Source organism: Pantoea sp. SGAir0184 (assembly GCF_043544755.1).
Genome location: NZ_CP028050.1, coordinates 559615 through 583784, shown reverse-complemented (window position 1 = coordinate 583784; position 24170 = coordinate 559615). Strand labels below are relative to the sequence as shown.

The following is a 24170-nucleotide window of genomic DNA, read 5'->3' as shown; positions in this document are numbered from 1 at the left end:
CGCTGATAAGCGTGATGATGTTTATCAGCAAATTTGAACAAGATTTTGCCGACATAACTTTACGCTAAATAACTCGATATTTTATGGGGTTAACTATATTGTAACTGGTAATCATTATCATTAAGGAGCCCATCATGTCAGTACCTTTGCTGCTAACCATCCTGGCTGGCGGTGCCACTTTCGTCGGCGCGATTTTTGGCGTGCTCGGTCAAAAGCCGTCGAACCGCGTACTGGCCTTTGCGCTCGGCTTTGCCGCTGGCATCATGCTGCTGATTTCCCTGATGGAAATGCTGCCCGCCGCGCTGCATGCGGAAGGCATGTCGCCGGTGCTTGGCTACGGCATGTTCATGCTCGGCTTACTGGGTTATTTCGCCATGGATCGCCTGCTACCGCACCAGCATCCGCAGGATCTGATGGCGGTCAATCGCCGCCCCACCAACCTGAAACGTACCGCGATCCTGCTGACGCTCGGTATCAGCCTGCATAACTTTCCCGAAGGCATTGCCACCTTTGTCACCGCCAGCAGCGATATGGAACTGGGGCTGGGCATCGCGCTGGCCGTCGCGATCCACAATATTCCGGAAGGGCTGGCGGTGGCCGGACCGATGTACGCCGCCACCGGCTCGAAAGCCAAAGCGCTGTTCTGGGCCTGCCTGTCCGGCATGGCGGAGATTCTTGGTGGCATCATCGCCTTTCTGCTGCTGGGGCCGGCGGTCTCACCGGTGATGATTGCGGCCATCATGGCGGCGGTGGCGGGCATTATGGTGGCGCTGTCCGTGGATGAACTGATGCCGCTGGCGCGCGAAATCGATCCGCATAACAATCCCAGCTACGGCGTGCTGTGCGGCATGACGGTGATGGGCCTGAGCCTGACGTTGCTGCAAACCAGCGGGGTAGGCTGACGCGAGATTCGTCTCATTTATCACCACTTAGACCTTAACTATCAACGAGTTAGTCTTGTTAAGGCGTAGTCGAGACGGGTCTTGTTAACACCCGACGGCGGGCTCATTACACTCCACGCGACTCTTAGAAAGCAGTGGAGTGTTATGTTAATTCAGGGAGCCATTTTATGCCTGGCGATGAATATCTATCATGAAGCGCGCGGCGAACCGGTAAAGGGGCAGATTGCCGTCGGCACTGTCACCATGAACCGGGCTAACTGGGACGTCAAAGAGATCTGTCCGGTGGTGTACGCACCCAAACAGTTCTCCTGGACGTCTCTGCACAAACATCCCCATCGCCATCCGCCGCAGCATGACAAAAGCTGGCAGCGCGCGCAGCGCCTGGCCCAGCGGATTGTCGAGGGTAAGCTGGCGGATGTGACAAAGGGCGCGACCTTCTTTCATGCGCACAGCGCCAGACCGGCGTGGCGCCACGCCTTCCAGCGTACCGTGGTGATAGGTAATCACGTTTTTTACGCCAGCCGTTAATCATAAAAAAGGCCGGATGCATCACATCCGGCCTTATTTATTTCACGTCGGCTTAGCTGGCCTGACGGGTTTCATGCTGGCGGCGCCAGGCCACCAGGTCTTCAATGGTCACCACCGGCATGGCGTGCTGCTTCGCAAACGCAATCACTTCCGGCGCGTGCGCCATGCTGCCGTCATCATTGGTCAGTTCGCACAGCACACCCGCAGGTTTGAAGCCCGCCAGCGTCACCAGATCGAGCGTCGCTTCGGTGTGGCCGCCGCGCGCCAGCACGCCGCCGTCGCGCGCGCGCAGCGGGAATACGTGGCCGGGACGATTCAGATCGGACGGTTTAGCGTCATCGGCAATCGCCGCGCGGATGGTGGTAATACGGTCGGAGGCCGATACGCCGGTCGTCACGCCGCTGGCCGCTTCAATAGTCACGGTGAAACCGGTGCCGTAAGAGCTGGTGTTGTTCTCTACCATCATCGGCAGATCCAGCTGCTGGCGGCGCGCTTCGTTAATGCACAGGCAGACAATGCCGCTGCCATGACGAATGCTCAGCGCCATCTGTTCAACGGTCATGGTTTCGGCGGCGAAGATCATATCGCCTTCGTTTTCGCGATTTTCATCGTCCAGCACCATCACGCCGCGCCCGTTGCGCAGCGCATCAATGGCGCGTTCTACACGCTGTTCCGGCGTGCCAAATTCAGAAAGAAGCGTCTGATTCATGGTAAAAAAACCTTATTAATAAAATATGAGTTACCAGAACCAGGGCGAGCTTAGGAGTGCGTAGAAAACACATGGCAATAACGTGACGCGGGCGCAGCCCGGCTGATGTCGTTACCCTCTCCCATCCGGACTTTAACCGTCGGCCCCGGAATTACACCGGATCTGCTGACCTTTCACTTTACAGCGAAAGCGCTCGCGGGCTTTCAGCCGAAGCTGATTTACCGCCGGTGGGGAATTTCGCCCCGCCCTGAGAATAAGCGAAATTACTATAGCGCCAATCACCTGGTCGGGCAATCAACAAAAGTGCAAATGCTTTTGCACTTCATGCGTTGCGGATTTCGGGTTTAACCTTTTCGTTTCTGGCATTACACTTAATGCTTGATGAGTCGGAACACGCGCTGTTATCAGCCACCGTAACCAGGAAACAACCATGATCGACACGAAAAAAATTGAACAACTGGCGCGCCAGGTGCACGAAGCGATGCCAAAAGGTATTCGCGACTTTGGCGACGATGTGGAAAAGAAAATTCGTCAGGTATTGCAGGCGCAGTTAACCCGCATGGATCTGGTTAATCGTGAAGAGTTTGACGTGCAGACCCAGGTGCTGCTGCGCACGCGTGAAAAACTGGCAGCGCTGGAGCAACGTCTGGCGAAGCTGGAGAGCGAAAGTCCGGCGGCCCCGGCTCCGGCAGTGATCACGCCAGATCCGGCAGGAAAAATCGATACGCCTCAGTAAGGTTTACGCGGCGGGAGTTCGCTCCCGCCGGCTACGTGTTTACTGATTGCGAATGGTTTTGATGATGTTGGTGGTGGAGATGCCGTCTTCAAAGTTGAGCACGCGCACGTCACCGCCGTTGGCCCACACCTCTTTACTGCCCGCGATATCTTCCGGCTTATAATCACCGCCTTTCACCAGCAGATCCGGCAGCACTTCGGCAATCAGCCGCTGTGGCGTATCCTCTTCAAACAGTACCACCCAGTCTACGGCCTCCAGCGCACCCAGCACGATCATGCGGTTTTCCTGCGGGTTCACCGGGCGGGTTTCGCCCTTAAGACGTTTGGTGGAAGCATCGCTGTTGACCGCCACGATCAGACGATCGCCCAGTTTGCGCGCGTTGGCCAGATAAGAGACATGGCCGGCGTGCAGAATGTCGAACACGCCGTTGGTCATCACCACTTTCTCACCGCGCTGGCGCGCCTGCGCCACCGCCACTTTTAGCTCGGCTTCGGTCATCACGCCAAAACCGCTGTCCGGCCGCGCGTGGATCGCATTCTCCAGCTCCACGGTACTGACGGTTGAAGTCCCGAGCTTGCCGACCACCACGCCAGCCGCAGCATTGGCGAGGAAGCAGGCATCCTCCAGACTTTCACCGGCAGCCAGCACTGCGGCCAGCACGCCGATCACCGTATCGCCGGCACCGGTCACGTCATACACTTCCTGCGCCTGAGTGGGCAGATGCAGCGGCGCTTTGCCCGGCTGCAGCAGCGTCATTCCGTTTTCCGAACGCGTCACCAGCAGCGCGGAGAGATCGTAATCGGCAATCAACTGCATACCGCGGCTGACAATCTCCTCTTCGCTTTTGCACTTGCCCACCACCGCTTCGAACTCGGACAGATTGGGCGTCAGCAGCGTCGCGCCGCGATAGCGTTCAAAATCGGTGCCTTTCGGGTCGATCAGTACCGGCACCTGCGCCGCACGCGCCAGCTGAATCATGGTCTGCACGCTGCTCAGCGCGCCTTTAGCATAATCAGACAGCACCAGCGCGCCCGCCTGTGCCAGCGACTGACGCAGTCGATCGTGAATCGGCTGCGGATCGACCTGCTCAAAGCCCTCTTCAAAGTCGAGGCGAATCAGCTGCTGGTTACGCGACAGCACGCGCAGTTTGGTGATGGTCGGATGGCTATCGAGGGCGACGAAATCGCACTCAACCTTCACCTGCGCCAGCGTTTCGCGCAGCACGCGCGCAGCGTCATCTGCACCGGTCAGACCGATAAGGCGCGAGTCCGCACCGAGTGCAGCGATATTCATCGCCACGTTGGCCGCGCCGCCCGGACGCTCTTCAATGGTATCCACTTTAACCACCGGCACCGGGGCTTCCGGTGAGATCCGGCTGGTCGGGCCGTACCAGTAGCGGTCTAACATCACATCGCCGACAACCAGCACAGCGGCCTTGCCAAACGCGGGCAGTGTTACTTTCATGCAGAGACTCCAGACTTCAACGTTCAGTCAAAATAATGCGCGGATAATAGCATAGAAGCCGCCAGGCTCACTGCTCCGTGTCATCCGCATCGCTCGCGGCCAGCCAGCGCTGCCAGCTGGCGTGCACCACGGCGCGTTCGTCAGCGAACGATGCCGGATCGACATGACCCGGCAGTTCCTGCAGCGCCAGATAGTGCAGCGCATCGCGCAGCGTGACGTAAGCGTGCGTCAGCGCCTGCGCTTCCTCATCAGCCATGATGCCGTGGCGCGCCATCAGTTCGAAAATGCGCACGTTATCCGACCAGCGCGTCAGCGCCGGCTGGCTGGCGGCGTAACCTAAGACCAGATACTGCGCGATGAATTCAATATCAGTGATACCGCCCTCATCGGTTTTAATCTCCCAGCGACCTTTGTGCTTGTTACTGAGGTGCGCGCGCATTTTCTCACGCATCTCCCGCACTTCAGTTTGCAGCTTCGCGCCTTCACGCGGCAGGCAGAGAATACCGCGCCGGATCGCATCGAAGCGCTCACACAGCGCCGGTTCGCCAAACACGATGCGCGCGCGCACCAGCGCCTGATGTTCCCACGTCCAGGCTTCATGGCGCTGATAGTCGTCAAAGGCGGCAAAGGTGCTGACCAGCATGCCGGCCGCGCCAGAAGGGCGCAGGCGCGCGTCCACCTCATACAAAATGCCGGACGAGGTGCGGGTGCTGAACAGATGCATGACGCGCTGAGCGAGACGCAGGTAAAACTGGCGCCCGTCGATAACGCGTTCACCGTCGGTTTCGGCATCGTCCGGACAGTCATGCAGAAACACCAGATCGAGATCCGAACTGTAACCCAGTTCCCAGCCGCCCAGTTTGCCGTAGCCGACCACGGCAAAGCCGCGCTCGCTGTCGCTGGTGAGGTGCGAAGGGCGGCCATAGCGCTGCACCATCATCTGCCACGCCTGCTGCACCACCGATTCAATGATCGCTTCCGCCAGCCAGGTTAAGTGATCGCTCACTTTCATCACCGGCAGGGTTCCGGCGATGTCGGCGGCGGCGATACGCAGATGCTGTGCCTGCTTGAACTGGCGCAGCGCTTCCAGCTGCTGCTCTTCATCATCGGTGGGAATGCGCAGCAGATACTGGCGCAGTTCGTCACGATAAGCGTCGGTGGCGGTGGGCTGATACAGCGTGGCCGGATCGAGCAGTTCATCCAGCAGCAGCGGATAGCGCGCCAGCTGGCTGGCAATCATCGGCGAAGCGCCACACAGGCGAATCAGGTGGCGCAGCGCGCCGTGATACTCGGTCAGCAACTCGAGATAGGTGCTGCGCGTTAATACGCCAAGCAGCAGCGGCGTCAGGCGTGCCAGCACCACATCGGCGTCGTCACGTGCGCACACTTCGCTTAGCAGGCGCGGCATTAATTGATCGAGCGCCAGCCGGCCGCGCGGACCGATGGTGCGGCGACTGACATCCTGACGGAAATCATTCAGCGCCCGATACAGCGCATGGCGCTGTTCCGCCTGCAGCTGCGGTACCACCGGCAGCAAATCGCTCTCTTCCAGCGCGTCCTGCCACAGGCTGGCGAACTCCGCCAGCTGCGGCTGATCGTCGACATCCGGCGCATCATCGCCTATCAGCTCGTCGAAAATGTGGCGCACGCCGGCCATGTGCTGCTCCAGCTGTGCCAGCAGCGTCGCCCAGTCCGCCATGCCCATCGCCCAGGCCAGGCGCTGGCGGTCGAGGGGATTTTCCGGCAGCGTCTGCGTCTGCTCATCGTTGATGCTCTGCAGCAGATTCTCCAGCCGGCGTAAAAACAGGTAGGCGGCGCGCAGATGATCAACCTGCTCCGGTGTTAACAGCGCCAGCTCACCGATGGCCTGCAGCGTCGGCAGCAGCGAGCGCAGCTGAAGTGAGCGCTCACGTCCACCTCGAATCAGCTGAAACACCTGGACGATGAATTCGGTTTCGCGAATGCCGCCAGCGCCGAGTTTGATGTTGTCCTTCAGGCCGCGCCGCCGTACTTCGCGGGCAATCATGCCTTTCATGTTACGCAGCGACTGGATCACGCTGAAATCGATGTAGCGGCGATAGACGAACGGGCGCAACATCTGCTGCAGCTCCTGGCTCCAGTGGCCGCCATCGTCGCCCATCAGGCGCGCTTTCACCATCGCGTAGCGCTCCCAGTCACGGCCCTGCTCCTGGTAGTAATCTTCCAGCGCGGCAAAGCTCAGCACCAGTGGACCGCTGTCGCCGAACGGGCGCAGGCGCATATCCACGCGATAAACAAAGCCATCGACGGTAGGTTGATCCAGCACCTTGATCAGGCGCTGCCCCATGCGGGTGAAGAACTGGGCGTTGTCGAGCTCGCGCCGGCCGCCGTGGGTGACGCCGTTTTCCGGCCAGGCAAAGATCAGGTCAATATCGGAAGAGAAGTTGAGTTCACCGCCGCCCAGCTTGCCCATACCCAGAATCAGCATCGGCTGCGCTTCACCGGCGGCGTTGCACGGCGTGCCGAAATCGCGGCAGCAATCCTGCCACACCCAGTCGCGCGCGGCGGTAATCAGCACTTCCGCCAGCGTGCTGAGCTGCGTCAGGCTCTGCCCGGTGCTGGCCTGCTCCAGCGCCTGCATCCACGCGATGCGCACCAGCATATGACGGCGGAACAGGCGCAGTTCGCGCATCAGGGAGGCTTCGTTATCCACCGGCTGCAGCGCCGCTGCCAGCCAGGCCGCATAGTGCTGCCACTCTTCGGGCTGCGGCGGTTGCTGCTGCAGCTGTTGCCACCACGCCGGATGCTGCTGCAGGTTGTCTACGATAAAGTCACTAAAGGTCAGTGCGCCAGCCTGCTGCGGCGTGATGGCCGTCAGCGGCAGGCCCAGACGTTCTGCCACGCTGGCGAGCTGCGCCTGCATCAGCGTCGGTAACGGTAACGACATCTTCCCTCCCTGATGATTGATGGTGCCGTAGCCTTAGCGTTTCGCACCGTTATTCAGCCAGAACGGCGGTTGACGGATCGCCAGATTGACCAGCTGAATCAGACCGCGCTCCTGTTTTTCACGAATGGCGTGCTGCAACTCCTGCCAGCCCGCCAGCCACTGGCTGACTTCTTCAGCCGGATACGCCCCCGCCAGCAGATGCACCGCCAGCAACTGGCGGTTCAGGCGCGTAGCTTTGTCCTGAAATTCATTGAACAGCTGCACGTCGACGAAGGTTTCACGCAGATCCGCGCCGATGCGCCCCAGCATGATGTCGCTGAAGCGTTTAAACGAGCCCTGTAGCTTGCTTTTGTTCTTCTCGTCCAGCCACGGCTGCCACTGCGACTCCACCAGCCAGTGAGTAAGTGCTAACTGAGCTTCGACCGAGGTCGGTGAGAAGCAGACGGTTTCTGCGCTGGCCTCGCTGTCCGCCAGCAGCTCTTCCAGCCGGGTCAGCTTCTGACGCAGTTCGCTATTGGCCTTGCGCGGCACCAGCGTGCCAAACAGGGAAAACGCCTGACGCAGCGTTTCCAGCGCTTCAATTACCCGTGCCCGAGCGTCTTCGTTACCGCGCAACCAGACTTCTTCATGGTACTGCCAGTGGCCGAGCGCCGCGCTCATGGCGTGAACCATGCCCTGCTCCACCGTGGCTTTAGGGGCAATTTTCTGCAGCGGCAGCGCGCGCAATGGTCGCGGCGCGTTGCCCTGCGCCAGCTGATAACCGCGTGCCGCTTTGCTCAGGCTGCCGAGGCGCAGGCCGCCCGTGGCGATCAGCGCACTGGCGAAGGTCAGCATATCGCTGCGCGCTCCACGCTTAAGCTCCAGCTCCACTTCATACAGCGGCTCGCTCAGCTCCCCTGCGGCAACGCTGCCGCAATCGAAAGCCACTTCAATTTCGCTGTCGCCAACGCTCACCAGCCAGGTTTCACGCTGGAAATGGGTGCTGAACAGCGGCTGCAAACGCGGCTGCAGCGCGGCGACATCGGTCCCCTGCGGCCAGATCTCTGCCGGCAGGCGGGCAATGTCCAGCTGCGGCTCGCTGAGGTCGACGTTGTATTCCGGACGCTGATGCAGGCCGCCCAGCGTTTTGCCGGCGGTTTTCAGCGTCATTTCATAGCGCTGATCCACGCCGCGAATCCGCAGGCCCATATCCCAGCGGCGCAGCTGGTTGTCATCGGTTTCGTAATAGATGTTGGTCAGCTCACGCGCGGCGTGGTGCTGATGTGGCCAGGCGGCAAGCGTCTGCGCCAGTTTTTCGGCGGCTTGCGGGGTGGCAATGAACTTTAATTCGATTTCGATGGTCATAATTTTTTATTCAATACGCTGCTGGCACTTACGAGTTTAATCTGGCGAAGAGTAATGCACCGCAAGCCTGCTGTCTCTGCTTTCTTGTGCTTTTACGACCCTTTTCGCACCGCATTGAGACCAGGATAGTTCTCATTCAGATTTATGCGAAGCGACTCCAGACTGTGCCGGTAAATTTACGCCCATCATGAAAAAACGATATCGAATGAAAAAAATCACACTTGCCGCTCTCTCTTTGCTGGCTTTCAGCGCCATCGCACCGGCCCACGCGGCCGATGAAAAACGTTACATCTCCGACGAATTATCCACCTGGGTACGCAGCGGCCCTGGCGATCAGTATCGCCTGGTTGGCAAGCTGAATGCCGGGGAAGAAGTCACGCTGCTGCAAACCAATAATGACTCGCAGTACGCGCAAATCCGCGATGCAGAAGGCAAAACTAACTGGATCCCGCTGTCGCAGCTCAGCGCCTCCCCCAGCCTGCGCACCCGCGTGCCGCAGCTGGAGCAGCAGGTCAAAGAGCTGACCGACAAACTGGCGAACATTGATAACAGCTGGAATCAGCGTACGTCAGAGATGCAGAACAAGGTGGCCAACAGCGACGGCACCATCAACGGCCTGAAAGAAGAGAATCAGAAGCTGCGCAACGAGCTGATTGTGGCGCAGAAGAAAGTCAGCGCCGCTAACGTTCAGCTGGATGACAAACAGCGCACCATCATCATGCAGTGGTTTATGTATGGCGGCGGCGTGCTCGGCGTGGGTCTGCTGCTCGGTCTGCTGCTGCCGCACATGGTGCCGCGCCGCAAGAAAAACGATCGCTGGATGAATTAAAGCCGCCACGCCATTTGTGGTTTGCCTGGAGGGGATCGTAAGATGCCCCTTTTGGCATGCCCGCTTTTTCGCCAAAGTATGCAACAATAACGTAACAAGCGTGCGCGGCACGCAAAAGTGGATTGCCTCTGGAGTGGTTGAGTGAAGACGTTTCTGGTCGGTGGCGCAGTGCGTGATGCCTTACTGCGTTTGCCGGTAAAAGATAGAGATTGGGTGGTGGTGGGCGCAACGCCCGACAGCATGCTGGCGCAGGGCTATCAGCAGGTGGGCCGGGATTTTCCGGTTTTTTTACACCCTGAAAGCCGCGAAGAGTATGCGCTGGCGCGCACCGAGCGCAAAAGCGGCAACGGTTATACCGGCTTCGTGACCCAGTTCGCGCCGGACGTGACGCTGGAGCAGGATTTACAGCGTCGGGATCTGACCATCAATGCCATCGCGCAGGCCGCTGACGGCACGCTGATCGACCCTTATCACGGCCAGCAGGATTTGCAGCAGCGCACCCTGCGTCACGTGTCGGCAGCTTTTAATGAAGATCCGCTGCGCGTGCTGCGCGTGGCGCGTTTTGCTGCCCGTTTCGCCCACCTCAATTTCCGCGTGGCACCTGAAACCCAGGCGCTGATGCGCGAGATGGCGCACAGCGGTGAACTGGCGCACCTCACCGCAGAGCGGGTGTGGAAAGAGACGGAAAAAGCGCTGCTGACGCGCAATCCTCAGGTCTATTTCCAGCTGCTGCGCGACTGCGATGCATTACAGGTGCTGTTCCCGGAAATCGACAACCTGTACGGCATTCCGGCCCCCGTTAAGTGGCATCCGGAGATCGACACCGGCGTCCACGCGCTGATGACGCTGACCATGGCCGCAGCGCTCTCCGACCAGCTTGACGTGCGCTTCGCCACGCTGTTCCACGATGTGGGTAAAGCGCTGACGCCGCCAGAGAAGTGGCCGAGCCATCATGGTCACGGCCCGGCCGGTGTACCGATTGTTGAAGCGCTGTGCCAGCGGCTGCGCGTGCCGAACCAGGTGCGCGATCTGGCCCTGGTGGTGACGGAGTTTCACGATGTGGTGCACACCATTGAACGCCAGCCGGCTGACGCGCTGGTGGCGCTGTTTGACCGCATCGACGCCTGGCGCAAGCCCGATCGCGTGGAAAAGATGGCACTGACCAGCGAAGCCGATGCACGCGGGCGCACGACGCTGGAGAGCATGGCTTATCCGCAGGGCGATTATCTGCGGCGCGCGTTTGCGCTGGCGCAGGCGGTGCCCACCAAAGCGGTGGTCGAGGCCGGTTTCACAGGCGCGGCGGTGCGGGAAGAGCTGACGCGTCGGCGCGTGCTGGCGTTGCAGGAAGGGTTAATCGACGCGCGGCCAGCGTAACCGGCCGCGCCTCGCGCATTACATAAAGATGGCGTAAACCGCTGCCGCGACGATAAAGCGGTAGATGGCAAACGACACAAACGAGATACGTTTGATCAGCTCAAGGAACACTTTGATCGCCAGCAGCGCGACAATAAAGGCGGTCACGAAGCCCACGGCAAACATCGGGAAATCCTGCATCGTCAGGAAGCCCATGCTCTTGTAGAGATCGAGTCCGGTAGCACCGATCATCATCGGTACCGCGAGGATGAAGGAAAACTCGGACGCCGCATAGCGGCTGACGCCCATCAGCATACCGCCGGAGATGGTGGCGCCGGAACGCGAGAAGCCCGGCCACAGCGCCAGACACTGGAAGCAGCCAATCATAAATGCCTGGCGATAGGTGATGTCATCAATGCCCACCGCTTTCGGCTGCTTTGGCTTGAGATATTCCGCCGCCAGCAGCAGCACACCGCCCACCACCAGCGCGTACATCACGTTGATCGGGTTAAACAGGGTTTTAATCTGGTCATGCAGCACCAGGCCAATCACCACCGCCGGCACCATACCCAGCAGGATGTGAATCAGCGTCAGTTTTCCGCTGCCGACGCCTTCGTGGCGCTCCTGGCCGAAGTGAATGCCGATCAGGCCAAACAGCCGGCGCCAGAACATCACGACTACGGCGAGGATTGAGCCCAGCTGGATCACCACTTCAAAGGTTTCCGCCTTCTCACCCTCGAACCCCAGCAAATGGCCAACAATAATCATGTGTCCTGTGGATGAGACCGGCAGGAACTCCGTAAGGCCTTCCACAACCCCCAGGATTGCAGCTACCCATAGCTGATGAATGTCTGCCATCAAATTTTACCCTCTATCCGTTTTAAACAGTAAAAAGGCGGTCGCGCACCGCTACCGCCTGAAATTATGCCTGCACCTTGCTGAAGGAAACCTTAAGGATTTCGGTCACTTCCCCTTCATCAGCGCAGCGGCCTCCACTGAGACACACCATAATTTGGTTTGGTTTCATTGTGATGGCAATCACGCAGGATTTATTTAGGAATAGTCCCGCGCTCAATTCTCACGCCCACGCTCGCCGCCTGGGCGACAGCCCCCGGTTTACCTACCTTCACGCGTACTCCGGGCATTTTGAAACGATTCATCAACAGATCGGCGATTTCTTCCGCCACCCGTTCGACCAGCGCAAAACGCTGCCCCTGCAGATGACTGAGGATCGCTTCGGTGACATCGGCGTAGCTCAGACAGTGGTTCACATCGTCGCTCACCGCCGCCTGACGGTTGTCCCACGCCATTTCGACATCGAGCACCAGCTTCTGCTGCATGCCCTGTTCCCAGTCGTAAACGCCAATGGTGGTGAACACGGTGAGTTGTTCTATAAATACGATATCCATGATGTCACTCTCTGTTTTTGGCTTAGCCGGATACCACTTCCGGCGGATTATGCGTATTATCCACGCTTATCGAGAACAAAACGACCCAAAAGGAACGGTACGAAGCTATGAGTGCTATCGCGCTTGGTATGATTATTTTCGCGTATCTTTGCGGCTCGATTTCCAGTGCGATCCTGGTTTGTAAACTCGCTGGTTTACCCGATCCCCGCAGCGCAGGCTCTGGCAATCCAGGCGCCACCAACGTGTTACGTATTGGCGGTAAAGCCGCCGCTGCCGCGGTACTGATTTTCGACGTGGCGAAGGGAATGGTGCCGGTATGGATCGCCTGGTGGCTGCACGTCACGCCGATGTATCTTGGTCTCACGGCCATCGCCGCCTGCCTCGGCCATATCTATCCGGTGTTTTTCCGCTTTCGCGGCGGTAAAGGTGTGGCCACCGCGTTTGGAGCCATCGCGCCGATTGGCTGGGACCTGACCGGCCTGATGACCGGCACCTGGCTGCTGACGGTGCTGCTCAGCGGCTACTCATCGCTGGGCGCGATCGTCAGCGCGTTGATTGCCCCGTTTTACGTCTGGTGGTTTAAGCCGCAGTTCACCTTTCCGGTGTCGATGCTGTCATGCCTGATTTTGCTGCGCCATCACGACAATATTCAGCGCCTGTGGCGCGGTCAGGAAAACCGCGTGTGGAAGCGTAAAAAGAAGAAATAAAAAAACCGGCGCGCAGCCGGTTTTTTATTATCAGATGGCCGGTAATTCCGCCAGTGGCCAGCGTGGCCGCACGCTGACACCCAGCTCACCGCGCGTGCCGCCTTTCAGCCGCACCATGCCGGCATAGGCAATCATCGCGCCGTTGTCGGTGCAGAACTCCGGACGGGCATAAAACACCTCGCCGCCGCGCGCGCTCATCATGGTTGCCATGCGTTCACGCAGCGTGCGGTTGGCGCTCACGCCGCCGGCAATCACCAGGCGTTTGAAGCCGGTCTGCTCCAGCGCACGCTTGCATTTGATCATCAGCGTATCCACTACCGCATCTTCAAAGGCGCGGGCGATATCGGCGCGCGCCTGTTCGTCACCGTCATGTTCGCGAATGGTATTCGCCGCAAAGGTTTTCAGGCCGGAGAAGCTGAAGTCCAGTCCCGGACGATCGGTCATCGGACGCGGGAACTTAAAGCGATCCGGCGTGCCCTGCTGCGCCATGCGCGACAGCATCGGGCCGCCCGGATAATCCAGCCCCAGCAGCTTGGCGGTTTTATCGAACGCTTCCCCGGCGGCATCGTCAATCGACTCGCCCAGCAGCGTATATTCACCAATACCGGTGACGCTGATCAGCTGCGTGTGGCCGCCGGAGACCAGCAGTGCCACGAACGGGAATGCCGGTGGGTTGTCTTCCAGCATCGGCGCCAGCAGATGGCCTTCCATGTGATGCACCGGCACTGCCGGCACGTTCCAGGCGAACGCCAGCGCGCGGCCAATGGTGGCGCCAACCAGCAGCGCACCGACCAGTCCGGGACCGGCGGTGTACGCCACGGCGTCAATCTCTCCGGCCTGCAAGCCCGCCTGTTTCAGCGCGGCCTGGATCAGCGGCACGGTTTTCCGCACGTGATCGCGCGAGGCCAGTTCCGGCACCACGCCGCCGTAATCGGCATGTAATTTTACCTGGCTATATAATTGATTCGCCAGCAGACCGGACGCATCGTCATAAATCGCGATGCCGGTTTCATCGCAGGACGTTTCAATACCCAGAACTCGCATAGCTTTATCACCCTCTTCTTGCGGCGCGCAGTGTAGCACAGGCCGGCTGACGCCTGCCCCCTTCCGCACGCGAAAAAGTGTTTTTCTGTCGCGCAAAGAGTGCGCTATACTCCACGGCCTGAAAAAACCGGCAGCCGCACAGGCAAACGCTCCTGTTGGTTCTAAATTGTCCATGGTGCTTTACAAGCCAGCCGCGCCTGGAGTAAAATGCTGCACCATTTTGAAAAGTGCTGGCGCCGCAGTCAGCAGCAAAAACCGAATTTTATCGAGGTGAGAGTTACATGCCGGTAATTAAAGTACGTGAAAACGAGCCATTCGACGTAGCACTGCGTCGCTTCAAGCGTTCCTGCGAGAAAGCAGGCGTTCTGGCTGAAGTTCGTCGTCGTGAGTTCTATGAAAAACCAACGACTGAACGTAAGCGCGCTAAAGCGTCTGCTGTTAAGCGTCACGCCAAGAAACTGGCTCGCGAAAACGCACGCCGCACTCGTCTGTACTAATTTCTTTTCGGAAGTTCGCTTCCGCCGCGTGTTAAACGCAGACAGAGTCAAGTAAGAGGCCGTGCTTTCCGAAAGGAAGCGCGGCTTGTTGCCGTTTATGAGCTGAAAAACCGGGGCTTATGGCTGGACGAATTCCACGCGTATTTATCAATGATTTACTTGCCCGCACGGACATCGTGGATCTTATCGATGCCCGCGTTAAGCTGAAAAAGCAGGGTAAGAACTATCACGCGTGCTGTCCTTTCCATAACGAAAAAACCCCCTCTTTCACCGTAAGCGGTGAAAAGCAGTTCTACTACTGCTTTGGCTGTGGTGCCAAAGGCAACGCCATCGACTTCCTGATGAATCACGATCGTCTGGATTTCGTCGAGAGCGTTGAGGAGCTTGCCACGCAGCACGGCTTAGAAGTGCCGTACGAAGCGGGCAATGGTCCGAGCCCGATGGAGCGCCATCAGCGCCAGAGCCTGTATCAGCTGCTGGAAGGTTTAGACAGCTTTTATCAGCAGAGCCTGCGCAATCCGCAGGCAAAATCAGCACAACAGTATCTTGCCACACGCGGGCTGAGCCAGCAGGTGATCGATCACTTTGCCATTGGCTATGCGCCAGCCGGCTGGGACAACGTACTGAAGCGTTTCGGTCAGCAGAAAGAAGATCGTGAATCGCTGATGGAAGCGGGCATGCTGGTCAGCAATGACAGCGGCCGCACCTACGATCGTTTCCGCGATCGCGTGATGTTTCCGATTCGCGACAAGCGCGGACGCGTGATTGGTTTTGGGGGCCGCGTGCTGGGCAACGATACGCCCAAGTACCTGAACTCACCGGAAACACCGATTTTCCATAAAGGCCGCCAGCTGTACGGCCTGTATGAAGCGCAAAAAAATCATCCGCAACCGGCGCGTCTGCTGGTGGTGGAAGGCTATATGGACGTGGTTGCGCTGGCGCAGTTCGGCATTGATTATGCTGTCGCCTCGCTGGGCACCTCGACCACAGCGGAACATATCCAGCTTTTGTTCCGCTCGACCGATAACGTGATCTGCTGCTACGACGGCGACCGTGCCGGTCGTGAAGCTGCATGGCGTGCGCTGGAAACCGCATTGCCTTACATGAATGACGGTCGTCAGCTACGCTTTATGTTTTTGCCCGACGGCGAAGACCCGGATACCCTGGTGCGTAAAGAGGGCAAAGCAGCGTTCGAAGCGCGGATGGAGCAGGCCATGCCGCTCTCCACGTTTCTGTTCGACAGCCTGATGCCGCAGGTGGATCTGAGTACGCGCGACGGCCGTACCAAGCTGGCGACGCTGGCGCTGCCGCTGATTAGCCAGATTCCGGGTGAAACGCTGCGGATTTATATGCGTCAGACGCTGGGTAATAAACTCGGCATTCTGGACGATAACCAGTTAGACAAGCTGATGCCGAAGCAGGCGGAAAGCGGTACCGCACCGGTGGCACCACCGATGAAACGCACCACCATGCGCGTGCTGATTGCGTTGCTGGTGCAGAATCCGCAATTTGCCGCCATCGTGCCTGCGCTGGACGGGCTGGAGCAGTCTAAATTAGCGGGATTGCCACTGTTTGTGGAGTTAGTCCGCCGTTGTACTGAGAATCCTGGCCTGACCACCGGACAGCTACTAGAGTTATATCGCGGGACAGAATTTAGCCAGCCCCTTGAAACACTGGCCACCTGGAACCACATGATCGTAGATGACGAAGCGGAAGAAGTGTTCCAGGACTCGCTGGCAAGCATCTATGATGCTGCGCTGGAGCAGCGCCTCGAAGCACTGATTGCGCGCGACCGGACTGAAGGCCTGAGCGCCGCCGAACGCCGTGAATTCTGGGCATTAAGCCAGGCATTAGCCAAAAAATAAGATTTTACCGGGTCAGAATGATGAAGGCTGATAACGCCGCCCTTCTTGCCTGATGTTTCTGGTTTATGGACGCTGTAAGCGAAGCCGGAAGCAATGCATACATACCATAGGCGTTAACGTCGCTGTCAGTTTCAAGGCTGCCAGCGCGCAGCAACCGGAGCGTACTGGCGTACGTGAGGATTGGAAGCACTGCCAGCATTGAAAATGGCAAGTGAGTTAGCGCCGGACAGAATATTAAGCGGCTTAAGTGCCGATTTACGATGGGCCAAAGCCCTGGCCGCGTTGAAGGCAGCGGCAAAAATACAACGCCTTCACTGTTATAGTTGGCTCGCTGCCGACCGACACCAATCTAATTAACAGAAGTGTGGATACCGTCTTATGGAGCAAAACCCGCAGTCACAGCTTAAGCTGCTTGTCACCCGTGGTAAGGAGCAGGGCTATCTGACCTATGCTGAGGTCAATGACCATCTGCCGGAAGATATCGTCGACTCCGATCAGATCGAAGACATCATCCAAATGATCAACGATATGGGTATTCAGGTGGTGGAAGAAGCCCCGGATGCCGATGATCTGATGCTGAATGAAAACAGCACCGATACTGACGAAGATGCCGCGGAAGCTGCCGCTCAGGTATTATCCAGCGTTGAATCTGAAATTGGCCGTACCACCGACCCGGTACGCATGTACATGCGTGAAATGGGTACCGTTGAGCTGCTGACGCGCGAAGGCGAAATCGACATCGCCAAGCGTATCGAAGACGGTATCAACCAGGTGCAATGCTCTGTCGCCGAATACCCGGAAGCAATCACCTACCTGCTCGATCAGTACGATCGCGTTGAAGCGGGCGAGTCACGCCTGTCTGACCTGATCACCGGTTTCGTCGATCCGAACGCCGAGGAAGATCTGGCACCAACCGCGACCCACGTTGGTTCTGAGCTATCGGAAGAAGACCGCGACGACGACGAAGAGGAAGACGAAGAGAGCGACGACGACAGCTCCGACGACGATAACTCTATCGATCCGGAACTGGCGCGCGAGAAGTTTAACGACCTGCGTACGCAGTACGAAACCACGCGCAACGTGATCAAAGCCAAAGGCCGCAGCCATGCGGACGCCGTGGCCGAGATTAACAATCTCTCTGAAGTGTTTAAACAGTTCCGCCTGGTACCGAAGCAGTTCGATTACCTGGTGAACAACATGCGTGAAATGATGGAGCGCGTGCGCACGCAAGAGCGCCTGATCATGAAGCTGTGTGTTGAACTGTGCAAAATGCCGAAGAAAAACTTCATCACCCTGTTTACCGGTAATGAAACCAGTGAGAGCTGGTTCAAAGCGGCACTGGCCATGAACAAACCGTGGTCAGAAAAACTGCAGGAAGTGGAAGAAGACGTCATGCGTTCGCTGCAGAAACTGCTGCAGATCGAAGAAGAGACCGGCCTGACCATTGAGCAGGTGAAAGACATCAACCGTCGTATGTCGATCGGCGAAGCCAAAGCGCGTCGTGCGAAGAAAGAGATGGTTGAGGCTAACCTGCGTCTGGTGATCTCCATCGCCAAGAAGTACACCAACCGTGGCCTGCAGTTCCTCGACCTGATTCAGGAAGGCAACATCGGTCTGATGAAAGCGGTGGATAAGTTTGAATATCGCCGTGGCTATAAGTTCTCAACTTACGCCACCTGGTGGATCCGTCAGGCTATCACCCGTTCCATCGCCGACCAGGCGCGTACCATCCGTATTCCGGTGCATATGATTGAGACCATTAACAAACTCAACCGTATTTCGCGCCAGATGCTGCAGGAGATGGGCCGCGAGCCAACGCCGGAAGAGCTGGCTGAGCGCATGCTGATGCCGGAAGATAAAATCCGTAAGGTGCTGAAAATCGCTAAAGAGCCGATCTCCATGGAGACGCCGATTGGTGATGATGAAGATTCGCATCTGGGCGACTTTATCGAAGACACCACGCTGGAGCTGCCGCTGGATTCCGCGACCTCGGAAAGCCTGCGTTCTGCCACCCACGATGTGCTGGCTGGCCTGACCGCGCGTGAAGCCAAAGTCCTGCGTATGCGTTTCGGTATCGATATGAATACCGACCACACGCTGGAAGAGGTGGGCAAACAGTTTGACGTAACGCGTGAGCGTATCCGTCAGATTGAAGCCAAAGCGCTGCGTAAACTGCGCCACCCGAGCCGCTCGGAAGTGCTGCGTAGCTTCCTCGACGATTAATCGTCCTGGTCAGTAAAAACCCCGGCTAGCCGGGGTTTTTTATTGTCTTCAGTATGGCGTCAGCCCTTTCTCCTGCATCACGCTGCGCGCCTTGTCGCTCTGCAGGTATTTCACGAACTTCGCCGCGGCCTGCTGCTGCTGGCTGCTGCGCGTGATGACCGCACCGTACAGCGTATCCTGCTGTGCCGCCGGCGGAATCAGTCCCACGACAGTAATTCCTTTCACCGCCTTCAGCTCGCTGTTCTGCTGGAAGCCCAGCCCGGCTTTGCCCTGCGCGACCGCCTCACCCACCGGCGTGGCCGGAATCACGGTGATCTTCGCCGCCGTTTTTGGGCCCAGCTGCAGCTTATCCAGCATCTTGCTCTGAATATATTTGCCGCTGGCGCTGTCAGACACGGCGATGCTTGAGGCGGAGGTCAGCACCTGTTTGAACTTCGCGACGGTACTGATATCCGGCGGCGTGGTGCCCTGTTTCACCGCCATGGCAATGTACGAGTGCGCCAGCACCTGATGGCTGGCGCTATCCACCCATTTCGCCTGCTCCAGCGGCTTGATGGCGTAATCCACCATCACCAGCACATCCGCGCTTTCATGGCGTTTGAGGCGATTCGGAATTGCCTGCGGCGTGTCACCCATCGACGGCGCCGCTTCCAGCTCAATGCTGTCACCGCTCTGCTGCTGATAATCCTGCTTCAGGCTTTCAATCACCGGGTACATACCGCCGGAACTGAATACCTTCAGCGTTGCGGCCTGGACGCCCGGTTGCGCCGCCAGCAGCAGTGCCGCCAGAACCATGGTGCGTTGCTTCATCTCCCTGCTCCTTTTTTTGCGTGGAGCATCCGGTGTAGCCAGAAACAAAACGATGAACAACGTTATTACTTTGTGAAACAGAGCCAGCTCACGCCTTATTCTGTAACCAATCATGAAGCTGGCGATAAGCGGCGACCATCTCCTCCAGCGAAGCGCGGTTTAATCCGCTGGGATTAGGCAGCACCCATAAGCGGGTTTCGCCCAGCAGCTGCGGCTGCTCGCCCCACGCCACGTTGCGCTGACGAAACGCCTTCTGAAACGCATCCTTACCCAGCACCGCCAGCGCACGCGGCTGTAAGCGCAGCACCTTTTCCTGCAGACGCGCGCCGCCGTCGCGCAGCTCCGCGCTCGCCAGCTCGCTGGCCTGAATGGTGGGGCGCTCCACCAGCATGGTGATGCCGCAGCCGGTCTCCAGCAGCCGCTGTTCCTGCTCCGGCAGCAGCTGCTCGCGGGTGAACCCGGCCTGATGGATCACCTTCCAGAAGCGGTTGCCGGGATGCGCAAAGTGAAAGCCGGTATGCGCCGAAGATTTGCCCGGATTAATGCCGCAAAACAGCACCTGCAAATCGGGCGCGATGATGTCGCGGATATCGTGATCGCTCATGCTGTCACCAGCCCGGCACGCAGTTTGACTCCCTGACGCGTCACCTCCAGCATCTGGCGCGCTTCCGCCTCGTCAGTGCAGGCGCGCGCCAGCGCCAGCGCACCGACCATTTCGGCCTGCATGCTGCTGGCGATGCTCTCCGCCTGCGCGTGTCCCAGCTGCTGCAGCGCCTGTACCAGCTGACGCCGCACCGCTTCGCGCTTCGCCGAAAACAGCGCCCGCGCATCCGGCGGTAAATGCGCCACTTCACTGACCAGCGCCGGTATCGGACAGCCCTCGCCCGGCGCGCCACAGTGCTGGTCCGACAGATAGCGATCGATCCACTGGTTCAGCCGTTCAGCCGGATCCTCAATCGCCAGCACGGCGGCAAAACGCTGCGCCGAGTCGGCAAACATCTCGCTAATCACCGCTTCGACCAGCGCTTCACGCGAGGCAAAGTGCGCATAAAACCCGCCGTGCGTCAGGCCAACGCGCTTCATCAGCGCTGCCACGCCAATGCCTTCAGTGCCGCATTCGCGCATCACTACCGCCGCTTCTTCCAGAATGCGCTGCCGGGTGCGCGCCTTATGGCTTAGCTTTTCCATCGGTTATTACCCTGCTCATCGTTGATGGCAATCAGTGTAATTATTACGATCGTCATATTCCAGCTTGACGATGGATATGATGGTCGTCATATTATCAGCACACCAATATGACGACCATCATACAGAGGGCTTTTCCATGTCACACCAACTGGCTTTAATCACCGGCGCTTCCAGCGGTATCGGCGCAACTTACGCTAAACAGCTGGCCGCACGCGGCAACGACCTGATTCTGGTGGCGCGCGATGCTGCACGTCTGAGCGCACTGGCGCAGTCGCTGCACGAAGCGCACGGCGTGGAAGTCAGCGTGCTGGCCGCGGACCTGACGCGCCATGAGGATCTGGCGCGTATTGATAGCGAGCTGCAGAACAATACGCGTATTACCACGCTGATCAACAATGCGGGCATGACGGTGGAAGGCGAGTTTATCGACGCCAGCATCGACCAGACGCAAACCATGCTGGCACTGAACGTGGTGGCGCTGACGCAGCTCTCTCACACGGCTGCGCAGGTTTTCCGCAGCCGCAATGCGGGCACCATCGTGAACGTGGCGTCGGTACTGGCGCTGGTCAACGAACAGGCAAACGGGGCCTACAATGCGACGAAAGCTTTTGTGCTCTCGCTGACGCGGAATATGCAGCGTGAGCTGGCGGGCCACAACGTACGCGTACAGGCGCTGCTGCCGGGCCTGACGCGCACCGAGATCTTTCAGCGCACCGGGCGCTCGGTGGATGACCTGCCGGCAGAGATGGTGATGGAGGTAGACGATTTAGTCGCCGCCGCGCTGCGCGGTCTGGATGACGGCGAAGCGATCACTATCCCTTCGGTGGAAGATATGGGCCTGTGGCAAAGCTTTGAGCAGGCGCGCGGCGCCATCCTGCCATTTATCTCGCTGAATAAGCCCGCCACGCGCTATCGCTGAACCTGCGCATCCTGAGACAAGGCAGCAGCAAGCCTTGTCTCAAAAACACGCCAACGCTGAGCGCTAATTGCCCGCATCTGCCAGGGTTGCGGGATTTTTTGCTGTGAGATCAAGGACTCAGTGATTGCGGGAATTTTCACCAACCGATTGCGCAACGCTGGATCGCCCCACCGAGATACTTTATAATCCCCGCTCCGCTGGCCCCTTAGCTCAGTGGTTAGAGCAGGCGACTCATAATCGCTTGGTCGCTGGTTCAAACCCAGCAGGGGCCACCAAATTATCAATGACTTACCTCAAAAGCTACCATTAAGCTGGTTTTCCAGGATACTTATAGGATACCGGCCTGAAGTAGAGCAAAGTAGTGATTCACCCACCCTATATTCAGTCAATTTTGCTTTAAGCTAATTTCACCCTAAGGCTACTTAACGCTCAGGCCATCTGTGGCATAAAGCTCTTCAGCAAGCGCAATGTCCGCTTTGAGCAAAAGCGGACATTGACCAGTCAGTTAATTCCCGTCGGGTTTGAAATGCGTATCCGCCAGCCCTTATCCGCCCCTTGTTCCATCACCTGTGTGGCGACGCCGCAATCATCTCTTTGAGTGCCGTCTTCTAATGTCGTAGTCAGCGACCATTTAATGATGGCAAGAATAAGGTCACCTGAAGGGATAAGAGTATGGATCTGGTTTCTGATAATTGGCCTTGATGCTATCAACGTGGTAAAAGCCATACGCAATGCATAAGGATCAGTTTCGATGACAACATTGCTGGGCATTCTCATCGAGGCACGGTTACTGAAAACAGACATCAATGCGTCAATATTTCCGGCATTAAATGCTTCATCAAATGCAGCAATGGTTTCAGCTGGCGATCGATGGACAGTATCGCTCCTCTCAACCGAAGCTGCGAAATTGGAAATGTATCCTGCAATTTCTTGAGGTGATTCCAGCGGCGAAAGATGTCCTGTGCCATGAACAATCATCATTGCTGCGTGAGGAATGCGAGGCAGCAGCTCTCTTTGCAACGTTTCCGGGGTATCGACCCGGTCCAGCTCTCCTGATATGACTCTTACGGGAACATTAATGGAGGCAACTGCACTTGTAATGTCTTCTCGCATGGCGATGTCGGGCCAGGCAGCCTTCGCTTCAGTTCCGGCGCTCAGACTGTCTTCAATGACCTGCTCACGGAGCGCCGGGCTAAGCGGCCTCGACGTCAGAACATTGTCGATAACAAACTCGACTGATTCACGGCTGCTATATGCACTGGTAAGCCTGTCGCGATCTTCTTTAGAAAGCATCATGGGCGAAGGAGGAGAGGGTGCAATCAGCATTAGCCCTTCAAGGCCTTGAGGCCGACGGGATGCCATCAATTGGGCAACTTTTCCTCCCATTGAGTGGCCAATCAGGATATATCGCTTTAGCTTGAGCGCGGCAATGACGCCTTCAGCATCACTTGCAAGGTCCGCAATCCGGTATCCGGACTTCGGCGCATCTGATAATCCCCAGCCACGGTGATCGATAGCTACCGTGCGATAGTGATCAGGTAACTGTGATATCACGCTCTGCCACGTTCGGGATGATCCGCCATAGTAATGCAGGAACACCAGTGCAAGCTCACCGCGACCATGTTGCTGTACATTAATACCTGTATTGTTCACTGTAATTTTCATTATTTCATTCTCCTCATGGTTTAAAACAATGTTAATTACAGTTCTTATAAATGATAATTGGCTGAATAGTGTTTACAGTCGATAACCATATTATCGAATGGTGTGCGTAATGGACAAGTTTACCAGTATGCGAATTTTTATTGCGGCAGTTGAGGAAGGCAGTTTTGCTGCGGCCGCAAGACGTTTTAAACTTTCATCATCCATGGCAGGAAAACATGTCAGTGCTTTAGAATCCGATTTACACGTGCGGCTTATTCAGCGCTCTACACGCCGACTGAGCCTTACGGATGTTGGTCAGCGATATTATGACCGCTGCAAAGTGATTATCGAGGCTCTGGATGACGCAGACAGGGAAGCCAGTGACATTCAGGCCACTCCCCGGGGATTGTTACGCATCGCCGCCCCTCTTGCCTTCGGCGAAATGCATCTGGGGAAGATTGTGTCACGCTACCTTGAGCAATTTCCGGAAGTCAGTGCAGGTGTTGTCCTTGAGGATAATTATATTGATTTGCTTGAGGAACGGATAGATGTAGCCATACGCATAGGACATCTGGACGATCCGACGCTTGTCACCCGACGTCTGGCACCCTGTAAAATGGTTTTATGCGCATCAACAGACTTTCTGAAAAAATACGGCATGCCTGAAACGCCAGATGATCTCTCGCGTATGCCGCGCCTGGCTTTCAGCCAGGCAATTTCTGCCGGAGACTGGACAATCTATGACACAGATAACAGGCCACACACTATCGAAAGCCGTTGCCGGCTCACATCAAACAATATCCACTTGTTAATGGAAGCGGCCTTGGGCGGTACAGGGATTGTATATGGCCCCTGTTTTGTTTTTCGAGAGCACATAAGGCAGGGCCAACTTATTGAGCTGCTGCCAGATTACCGGACATCAGAGCTTACCATTCAGGCAGTGTACCCGAGTGCGATGCGCATTCCATTTAAGGTTCGCACTTTCGTTGATTTTATTGCTGATGCTTTGAAAGCGAAGCCGCTTTAAGAGTGCGGGTACTTGAACAAACATAGAATGATGCCCGCTTTTAGCA

Annotated in this window: 22 protein-coding genes, 1 tRNA gene and 1 riboswitch; of the genes, 12 read left to right on the top strand and 11 right to left on the bottom strand. The window is 57.6% G+C overall.

Annotated features, from left to right (window positions below; translation table 11 throughout):
- The first annotated feature begins 134 nt into the window (after window positions 1-134).
- Window positions 135-902, top strand: a complete 768-nt coding sequence (gene zupT, locus C1N60_RS02780; RefSeq protein WP_021509618.1) for a zinc transporter ZupT — start codon at window positions 135-137, stop codon at window positions 900-902.
- A gap of 144 nt (window positions 903-1046) precedes the next feature.
- Complete coding sequence (locus C1N60_RS02775; protein ID WP_021509619.1) at window positions 1047-1430, top strand: cell wall hydrolase; 384 nt, start codon at window positions 1047-1049, stop codon at window positions 1428-1430.
- Window positions 1431-1482: 52 nt separating this feature from the next.
- Here C1N60_RS02775 and ribB read toward each other — a convergent pair whose 3' ends face one another.
- Window positions 1483-2139, bottom strand: a complete 657-nt coding sequence (gene ribB, locus C1N60_RS02770; RefSeq protein WP_010618704.1) for a 3,4-dihydroxy-2-butanone-4-phosphate synthase — start codon at window positions 2137-2139, stop codon at window positions 1483-1485.
- A 109-nt stretch (window positions 2140-2248) separates the two neighbouring features.
- A riboswitch (FMN riboswitch) is annotated at window positions 2249-2398 on the bottom strand.
- A gap of 171 nt (window positions 2399-2569) precedes the next feature.
- On the opposite strand from ribB, the gene C1N60_RS02765 reads away from it, so the two are divergent.
- The gene (locus tag C1N60_RS02765; RefSeq protein ID WP_010618705.1) at window positions 2570-2875 is read left to right on the top strand and encodes a ubiquinone biosynthesis accessory factor UbiK; all 306 of its coding nucleotides are present in this window, start codon (window positions 2570-2572) and stop codon (window positions 2873-2875) included.
- A 39-nt stretch (window positions 2876-2914) separates the two neighbouring features.
- On the opposite strand, the gene hldE is transcribed toward C1N60_RS02765, so the two are convergent.
- From hldE to C1N60_RS02750, 3 genes are all read right to left on the bottom strand, one after another.
- Window positions 2915-4339, bottom strand: a complete 1425-nt coding sequence (hldE, locus tag C1N60_RS02760) for a bifunctional D-glycero-beta-D-manno-heptose-7-phosphate kinase/D-glycero-beta-D-manno-heptose 1-phosphate adenylyltransferase HldE (protein ID WP_021509620.1) — start codon at window positions 4337-4339, stop codon at window positions 2915-2917.
- Window positions 4340-4406: 67 nt separating this feature from the next.
- Complete coding sequence (gene glnE / locus C1N60_RS02755; RefSeq protein WP_394521359.1) at window positions 4407-7265, bottom strand: bifunctional [glutamate--ammonia ligase]-adenylyl-L-tyrosine phosphorylase/[glutamate--ammonia-ligase] adenylyltransferase; 2859 nt, start codon at window positions 7263-7265, stop codon at window positions 4407-4409.
- A 33-nt stretch (window positions 7266-7298) separates the two neighbouring features.
- On the bottom strand, window positions 7299-8609 hold the full coding sequence (locus tag C1N60_RS02750) for a CYTH domain-containing protein (protein ID WP_058759772.1): 1311 nt from the start codon (window positions 8607-8609) through the stop codon (window positions 7299-7301).
- A 205-nt stretch (window positions 8610-8814) separates the two neighbouring features.
- On the opposite strand from C1N60_RS02750, the gene C1N60_RS02745 reads away from it, so the two are divergent.
- Together C1N60_RS02745 and C1N60_RS02740 are read left to right on the top strand one after the other, a co-directional pair.
- Window positions 8815-9438 (top strand): TIGR04211 family SH3 domain-containing protein, encoded by a 624-nt coding sequence (locus tag C1N60_RS02745; protein WP_010618709.1) that lies wholly within the window; start codon window positions 8815-8817, stop codon window positions 9436-9438.
- Between the two features lie 141 nt (window positions 9439-9579).
- On the top strand, window positions 9580-10812 hold the full coding sequence (locus C1N60_RS02740) for a multifunctional CCA addition/repair protein (protein WP_021509623.1): 1233 nt from the start codon (window positions 9580-9582) through the stop codon (window positions 10810-10812).
- A gap of 18 nt (window positions 10813-10830) precedes the next feature.
- On the opposite strand, the gene bacA is transcribed toward C1N60_RS02740, so the two are convergent.
- Window positions 10831-11649 (bottom strand): undecaprenyl-diphosphate phosphatase, encoded by an 819-nt coding sequence (gene bacA / locus C1N60_RS02735; protein WP_031280132.1) that lies wholly within the window; start codon window positions 11647-11649, stop codon window positions 10831-10833.
- Between the two features lie 191 nt (window positions 11650-11840).
- The gene (gene folB, locus C1N60_RS02730) at window positions 11841-12200 is read right to left on the bottom strand and encodes a bifunctional dihydroneopterin aldolase/7,8-dihydroneopterin epimerase (protein WP_394521358.1); all 360 of its coding nucleotides are present in this window, start codon (window positions 12198-12200) and stop codon (window positions 11841-11843) included.
- A 107-nt stretch (window positions 12201-12307) separates the two neighbouring features.
- Here folB and plsY point away from each other — a divergent pair, with 107 nt between their 5' ends.
- Window positions 12308-12907 carry a glycerol-3-phosphate 1-O-acyltransferase PlsY gene (gene plsY, locus C1N60_RS02725; protein WP_021509626.1) on the top strand — a complete coding sequence of 200 codons (600 nt, stop codon included), beginning with the start codon at window positions 12308-12310 and terminating at the stop codon, window positions 12905-12907.
- A gap of 30 nt (window positions 12908-12937) precedes the next feature.
- On the opposite strand, the gene tsaD is transcribed toward plsY, so the two are convergent.
- Window positions 12938-13951: a tRNA (adenosine(37)-N6)-threonylcarbamoyltransferase complex transferase subunit TsaD gene (gene tsaD, locus C1N60_RS02720; RefSeq protein WP_031280133.1), complete on the bottom strand. Its 1014-nt coding sequence runs from the start codon at window positions 13949-13951 to the stop codon at window positions 12938-12940.
- Window positions 13952-14232: 281 nt separating this feature from the next.
- Here tsaD and rpsU point away from each other — a divergent pair, with 281 nt between their 5' ends.
- The 3 genes from rpsU to rpoD all read left to right on the top strand — a co-directional run bounded on the left by rpsU (window position 14233) and on the right by rpoD (window position 18536).
- Window positions 14233-14448 carry a 30S ribosomal protein S21 gene (gene rpsU / locus C1N60_RS02715; RefSeq protein WP_001144069.1) on the top strand — a complete coding sequence of 72 codons (216 nt, stop codon included), beginning with the start codon at window positions 14233-14235 and terminating at the stop codon, window positions 14446-14448.
- Between the two features lie 119 nt (window positions 14449-14567).
- Entirely contained in the window at window positions 14568-16313 is a 1746-nt protein-coding gene (dnaG, locus tag C1N60_RS02710; protein ID WP_021509629.1) for a DNA primase, read from the top strand.
- A 378-nt stretch (window positions 16314-16691) separates the two neighbouring features.
- Window positions 16692-18536 (top strand): RNA polymerase sigma factor RpoD, encoded by a 1845-nt coding sequence (gene rpoD, locus C1N60_RS02705; protein ID WP_058759769.1) that lies wholly within the window; start codon window positions 16692-16694, stop codon window positions 18534-18536.
- Between the two features lie 48 nt (window positions 18537-18584).
- Here rpoD and C1N60_RS02700 read toward each other — a convergent pair whose 3' ends face one another.
- The 3 genes from C1N60_RS02700 to C1N60_RS02690 form a co-directional block, all read right to left on the bottom strand.
- Window positions 18585-19346, bottom strand: coding sequence for a substrate-binding domain-containing protein (locus C1N60_RS02700; RefSeq protein WP_394521357.1), 762 nt, complete (start codon window positions 19344-19346; stop codon window positions 18585-18587).
- Between the two features lie 88 nt (window positions 19347-19434).
- Window positions 19435-19950: a G/U mismatch-specific DNA glycosylase gene (gene mug, locus C1N60_RS02695; protein WP_394521356.1), complete on the bottom strand. Its 516-nt coding sequence runs from the start codon at window positions 19948-19950 to the stop codon at window positions 19435-19437.
- Window positions 19947-20534, bottom strand: a complete 588-nt coding sequence (locus tag C1N60_RS02690) for a TetR/AcrR family transcriptional regulator (RefSeq protein ID WP_394521355.1) — start codon at window positions 20532-20534, stop codon at window positions 19947-19949. Before C1N60_RS02690 ends, mug begins: the two co-directional genes overlap by 4 nt.
- A gap of 136 nt (window positions 20535-20670) precedes the next feature.
- Between C1N60_RS02690 and C1N60_RS02685 the strand changes: the two genes are divergently transcribed.
- Both C1N60_RS02685 and C1N60_RS02680 read left to right on the top strand, forming a co-directional pair.
- Complete coding sequence (locus tag C1N60_RS02685) at window positions 20671-21453, top strand: SDR family NAD(P)-dependent oxidoreductase (RefSeq protein WP_394521354.1); 783 nt, start codon at window positions 20671-20673, stop codon at window positions 21451-21453.
- A 199-nt stretch (window positions 21454-21652) separates the two neighbouring features.
- Window positions 21653-21728, top strand: a tRNA-Ile gene (locus C1N60_RS02680).
- Window positions 21729-21954: 226 nt separating this feature from the next.
- On the opposite strand, the gene C1N60_RS02675 is transcribed toward C1N60_RS02680, so the two are convergent.
- Window positions 21955-23118, bottom strand: a complete 1164-nt coding sequence (locus C1N60_RS02675) for an alpha/beta fold hydrolase (protein ID WP_021508981.1) — start codon at window positions 23116-23118, stop codon at window positions 21955-21957.
- 109 nt (window positions 23119-23227) lie between these two features.
- Here C1N60_RS02675 and C1N60_RS02670 point away from each other — a divergent pair, with 109 nt between their 5' ends.
- Complete coding sequence (locus tag C1N60_RS02670; protein ID WP_394521353.1) at window positions 23228-24124, top strand: LysR family transcriptional regulator; 897 nt, start codon at window positions 23228-23230, stop codon at window positions 24122-24124.
- The last annotated feature ends 46 nt before the right edge of the window (window positions 24125-24170 follow it).